This window comes from Actinoplanes sp. NPDC051633, assembly GCF_040681735.1.
Lineage (GTDB): Bacteria > Actinomycetota > Actinomycetes > Mycobacteriales > Micromonosporaceae > Actinoplanes.
Genome location: NZ_JBFAZH010000556.1, coordinates 1 through 5,131, shown reverse-complemented (window position 1 = coordinate 5,131; position 5,131 = coordinate 1). Strand labels below are relative to the sequence as shown.

The window sequence follows — 5,131 nt, the reverse complement described above, 5'->3', positions numbered from 1 at the left end:
GTGAAGACGACCTCGCTGCCGTCGCCGTCGGCGATCACCCGGAACGAGTTGTGCACGGTCTCCCCGGTCGGCAGCGTGACATCGTGGTCGAGCACGCCGAACTCGTTCTCCGGCACGAAGGCGACCACGACCCTGCCGAGCGGCGACTCGGCGATCCACCGGCCGTCGACCTGCTCGATCGAGCTGGTCAGCCCGGGTGCCCACGCGGGCAGGTTGGCCGGGTCCGAGGCGTACTCATAGACCTCCCGAACCGGCCGGTCGATCTGCGTGCTGACGTGTCGTGACTCCATGGCGGCGACGTTACGACGCGTCGACGCAAGCGTCTTGAACAGATCGGACACGACCGCGCCGGCACGCTCGATGCGTCAAAACAAAGTGGTAGCCGACCCACGCATCCGGCGCCCGCAGAGGTGGCTGGCCTACCACTTTCGTAACCCGAAGCGGCCCGTCACGGTCGCGCGCCGGTCAAGGCCGCAGCCATGCCGGCCTGATCGTCGGCTCAGCACACAGCGGCCCGTCACGGTCACCGCCGGTCAAGGCGGCAGCCACGCCGGCCTCGTCGCCGGTCCAGCACACAGCGGCCGTCACGGCCACCACCGGTCAAGGCGGCAGCCACGCCGACCGGGTGGTGGCCCAGCGGCGGGAGGCCAGTCACCCTGGCCGGCGGGTCACGCGCCAGCCGCAGCCGTCGCGAGCAAAGTGGTAGCTCAACGGCCCATCGGGCATCTGGATAGGCCGCTGAGCTACCACTTCCGCTCTCGCAGCGGACAAATCGACCACAGTGGTAGCTCAACAGCCCACCGGGCACTCTCAAAGGCCGCTCAGCTACCACTTCTACTCTCCCGGCGGACAAATCGACCACAGTGGTAGCCCACGCACGCTCCGAGCCGCCGGAAACGTGGCTCAGCTACCACTTGCCAACCGGAGCCCGCACCGGCCGCACCGGCCGCACCGGGCGCATCGCTCACCACGCCGGCATGGCTGCCACCTCGACCACCAACCACGCGTGCCGGGCCGCACCCGGCCCGACCCACCACCACGCCGGCATGGCCGCCACCTCGACCACCAACCACGCGTGCCGGGCCGCACCCGGCCCAACCCACCACCACGCCGGCATGGCTGCCACCCCGACCACCCCCCACGCGCACCCGGCCGCACCCAACCCCAACCCACCACCACGCCCGCATGGCCGCCACCCCAACCACCACCCACGCGCAACCGGCCGGACCCACCACCACGCCGGCATGGCTGCGCCTCGACCGAGGACCATGCGTGCCGAGCCGCGCCCGACCCACCACGCCGGCATGGCCGCACCAGCCTGGCGGGGCGAGCGGCGCCGTGTCGCCCCGTCTGCGGCGGGTGGTGGAGGACGTAAGCTCGGACCGCCATGAACGATTGCTCAGCCGCCTCGTGAGCGCGCCCATCCTGGTCGTGGTCAGCGGCGTGCCCGGCTCCGGCAAGACCACGCTCGCCCACGAGATCGCCCGGTCCGTCGGCTGCCCGGCGATCTGCCGCGACGAGATCCGCGAGGGCATGGTGCACGCGGGTACGCCGGACAAGACGATGCGGCGGGCCTACGACGCGTTCTTCGACACGCTCGGGGTGCTGCTTCGGGCCGGCTGCACCGTTGTGGCCGAGGCCGCCTTCCAGGATCGGCTGTGGCGGCCGATCCTGTCGCCGCTGGCCGGGCTGGCCCGGATCCGCGTCGTGCGCTGCGTCGTCGATCCGGCCGTCGCGCGGGCGCGCATCGAGAGCCGCCGGATGGCCGTCCCCACCCGCGCCGCCCACACCGATCGGGCTCAGCTCGGCATCACGCAGAGCTGGACTCCGATCAGCATGGACGTGCCGACGCTGGAGGTCGAGACGCGGGCCGGCTACTCCCCGGGGCTCGACGAGATCGTGGCGTTCGCCTCCCGGTGACCGCCGATACGGGGACGCTCATTTCGGGAGGCGGGTCGCGACCACCGCCGCGGTGGCCAGCACGGGCAGGCCGGCCAGGGCGAACAGCACGGGCACCGCGGCGATCGCGGCGCCGAGGCCGAAGAAGGCGTACAGGCCGACGGTCAGCACCTCGGTGGCGAAGCCGCTGACCGACAGCACCGTGGCGCGGACCGCGCTCGGTGTCACGTCCTGCAGCCTGGTCTCGGTGATCACCATGGCGAACTGCAACAGCCCGAACGCGACGCCGATCGGTGCCAGCCCGGCGACGTGGCCGCTCAGGCCGCCGACCGCGAGCAGGGCGGCGGCCGTCGCGAGGGCCGCGGCGAGGCGTCGCGGGCCGACCGTGGACCAGCGACCGGCGAGGGCGCTGCCGGCGGCCATGCAGATCGAGGGCACGGCGAAGGCCACGGGTACGAGCGCGGTCGGCACACCGGTGTCGCGGGACACCATCGGGAGGTACTCGTCGAGCCCGCTGAACGCGTACACCATGGCACTGATCAGGACCGCCCACCGCACCACCCGGCCGCGACGCACCTCGCGCAACCCCGCGGCGAGCGTCTTCAGGTAGCCGTCCTCGTCGTCCTCCTCGGCGGCGGACGTCTCGTGGAAGCCCAGCGCGACCACGCCGGCCGCCGCGGCCACCACCACGCTGAGCCAGCCGAGCAGCTCGTAGCCGCCGAGCAGGAACACCGGGGTCGCGAGCAGCGTGGCACCGAGCTGGGCGAGGATGGCGATCGTCCCGGCGCGGCCGGCCACCCGGGCGTAGCGGTCCTCTTCGCCGTCGGCCGCCAGCTCGTCGTAGATCAGCGCCTCGAGGGCGCCGGAGCCCAGCGCGCCGCCCAGGCCCCACAGGATGAAGCCCAGGGCGAAGCCGGGGTACGACTGCCAGATCGTCCAGCTCAGGAAGCCGGCGGCGGTGAGGAACGCGCCGAGGGCGTAGAGGCTGCGGCGCGACCAGGTGTCGGCCCACGCGCCCGAGGGCACCTCGGCGGCGAACGCCACCACCGACCACAGCATGAACAGCGTCGAGATCTGCGCCGTGGTGAGCCCGGCGTCGGCGAAGAGCAGCGCGTACACCGGGTATAGGAGGATGCCGTCCTCACACGCGCGAACCACGTAGAGACGGCGGGCAACAGTGGATCAATGTCGCTTACGCATGCCACGACGATCCGCGAGGAGGATCACGCCGTCAAGCGATTTCTGCCATCCTGGCGCGATGAACAGGCCATCGGTGTACGAATCCGCGGGCGGAGCGCCGGCCTTCCGGGCGCTCGCGGCGGACTTCCACGCCCGCTGCCTCGTGGACGAGCAGCTGGAGCATCCGTTCTCGCACACCGGCGATCCGCACCACGTCGAGCACCTGGCCGAGTACTGGGGTGAGGTGCTCGGCGGCCCGCCGGTCTACAGCACCTCGCGCCTGGGTCATTCGGGGATGCTCGACCTGCACGCCCGCAACGGCATGGAGCCGGCGCTGGGCGAGGCCTTCGTCCGGTGCTTCGACCAGGCGGTGGAGGCGACGCTGCCGCCCGACCCGGAGCTGCGCGGCACCCTGCACGCCTACATGGAGTGGGCCGTCGGCGAGGTGAAGTCCTACGACGCGCCGGACGCGGTCGTGCCGGACGGCCTGCCGATCCCCCACTGGGACTGGTCCGGCCCGGTCAGCGCGAGCGTGGCCGGCAGCTGAGAGTGCAGGGGCGACGGCAGATCGCCGGGTGCGAACCAGCCCAGCTCGTCGAACTTGTGCGGCTCGCCGATCCGCACCGCGGCCGGGTCGACGGTCACCCGGAACACGACGGAAACCCAGTGTGAGTCACCGCGGATGACGTTGCGGACACCGCACAGCGCCACCGTGCGGGGCGGGGTCGCGTACTCCTCCTCGACCTCCCGCGCCACCGCCGCCTCGAAGCTTTCGCCGAACTCGAGCGCGCCGGCACCGCAGTCCCACGCTCCCGGCTCGTCCCGAGCGCCGGCGCCGCGGCGGGCCAGCAGGATCCGGCCGCTGTCTTGGCACACGAAAACGACCGACACCCCGGGCGTGCGGTGGCGCAGGTCCGCGACGAACCAGTCCAGGTCACCGTGCTCGTCCGCGGTGTGCTCCCGGAAGCTGAAGCCGGCCGCCCGAGCCACGGCGCCCGACGCCGGGTTGCGCGGATCGGCACGGATCACCGCCTCGCGCACGTCGCCGCGCTCCCGCAGCCACTCGACGAGCAGCCGGACCGAGCGGGTGGCGATCCCCCGGCCCCGCCACGCCGGGAACACGGCGTAGGAGATGTTCGCCTGGCCCGGCCGCAGATAGGGCTCGATCAGCCGCGCGTCCACCGTGCCGGCCAGCGCGCCGCCGACCCGGATCGCGAAGGCCAGGTGCGGACCGCCGCGCGCCCAGCTGCGGTGGGTCTCCGCGATGTAGTCGCGGGTCCCGGTCACCGTGGACCGCCCGCCGTTGAGCCAGCGGACGATCTGGTCGTCCTCGCCCGCCACGGACGCCTCGGCATCACCCGCCTCGAGCCGGTCGAGGCGGATCAGGTCGTCGGTCAGCGTCACGTCCACGGCCGGAATGGTGCCGCATCACCTGTGGGTCACGCCGCAGAATTACCGCGTGATCAGACGACTGAAGGCCTGCCTCAACGGCGGGCGCGGCGAGCCCTTCGTGCCGAAGACGCCGGCCGAGCTCTTCGACGAGGCCACGGCGGCGGTCGCGGCCGGCGCCGAGGCGGTGCACATCCATCCGCGCGGGGCTGACGGGCGTGAGTCGCTGGCCGCGGCCGACGTGGGCGCGGCCGTGGCGGCGGTGCGGGCCGCCGGCGTACCCGTCGGGGTCTCGACCGGGCTCTGGATCGCCCACGGTGACCACCGTGCCCGGCACGCCGCGATCGCGGCGTGGGCCGAACTGCCGGACTTCGCGTCGGTCAACGTCGGCGAGCCGGGGTACGAGGAACTGGTCGCGTTGCTGACCGAGCGGGGCGTCGGAGTCGAGGCGGGCGTCTGGCGGCCCGAGGAGGCGACCCGGACCGGCCCGGTGGACCGCGTCCTCGTGGAGATCATCGGCGCGCCGGCCGACCGGGCGGTGGCGCGGGCCGACGCGATCCTCGAGCGGCTCGGCGGCGGCACGCCGATCCTGCTGCACGGCGAGGACGACGCGTGCTGGCCGCTGGTCGCGCACGCCGCCCGCCTCGGCCTGCCCACCCGGATC

At 73.1% G+C, this 5,131-nt stretch carries 7 protein-coding genes; 3 read left to right on the top strand and 4 right to left on the bottom strand.

What is annotated here, in order from left to right:
- Both AB0M20_RS26465 and AB0M20_RS26460 read right to left on the bottom strand, forming a co-directional pair.
- Nucleotides 1-290, bottom strand: a 290-nt coding sequence (locus AB0M20_RS26465) for an SRPBCC family protein (RefSeq protein ID WP_364302629.1), incomplete at its 3' end; no start/stop codon positions are given.
- Between the two features lie 674 nt (nt 291-964).
- Entirely contained in the window at nt 965-1,126 is a 162-nt protein-coding gene (locus AB0M20_RS26460) for a hypothetical protein (RefSeq protein ID WP_364302627.1), read from the bottom strand.
- Nucleotides 1,127-1,410: 284 nt separating this feature from the next.
- Here AB0M20_RS26460 and AB0M20_RS26455 point away from each other — a divergent pair, with 284 nt between their 5' ends.
- Nucleotides 1,411-1,920 carry an ATP-binding protein gene (locus AB0M20_RS26455; protein ID WP_364302625.1) on the top strand — a complete coding sequence of 170 codons (510 nt, stop codon included), beginning with the start codon at nt 1,411-1,413 and terminating at the stop codon, nt 1,918-1,920.
- Nucleotides 1,921-1,938: 18 nt separating this feature from the next.
- Here the strand turns inward: AB0M20_RS26455 and AB0M20_RS26450 are convergent, their stop codons facing one another.
- Nucleotides 1,939-3,057: an MFS transporter gene (locus AB0M20_RS26450; protein ID WP_364302623.1), complete on the bottom strand. Its 1,119-nt coding sequence runs from the start codon at nt 3,055-3,057 to the stop codon at nt 1,939-1,941.
- Between the two features lie 100 nt (nt 3,058-3,157).
- Between AB0M20_RS26450 and AB0M20_RS26445 the strand changes: the two genes are divergently transcribed.
- On the top strand, nt 3,158-3,625 hold the full coding sequence (locus tag AB0M20_RS26445; protein ID WP_364302621.1) for an oxidoreductase: 468 nt from the start codon (nt 3,158-3,160) through the stop codon (nt 3,623-3,625).
- Here AB0M20_RS26445 and AB0M20_RS26440 read toward each other — a convergent pair.
- Nucleotides 3,532-4,488 carry a GNAT family N-acetyltransferase gene (locus tag AB0M20_RS26440; RefSeq protein WP_364302619.1) on the bottom strand — a complete coding sequence of 319 codons (957 nt, stop codon included), beginning with the start codon at nt 4,486-4,488 and terminating at the stop codon, nt 3,532-3,534. The two genes, AB0M20_RS26445 and AB0M20_RS26440, sit on opposite strands and share 94 nt — an antisense overlap.
- 49 nt (nt 4,489-4,537) lie before the next feature.
- Between AB0M20_RS26440 and AB0M20_RS26435 the strand changes: the two genes are divergently transcribed.
- The coding region (locus AB0M20_RS26435; RefSeq protein WP_364302617.1) for a 3-keto-5-aminohexanoate cleavage protein at nt 4,538-5,131 on the top strand (594 nt) is incomplete at its 3' end.

Coding starts and splice junctions, on each gene's coding strand:
- AB0M20_RS26445 (WP_364302621.1), top strand. CDS start 3,158: ATGAACAGGCCATCGGTGTACGAATCCGCGGGCGGAGCGCCGGCCTTC.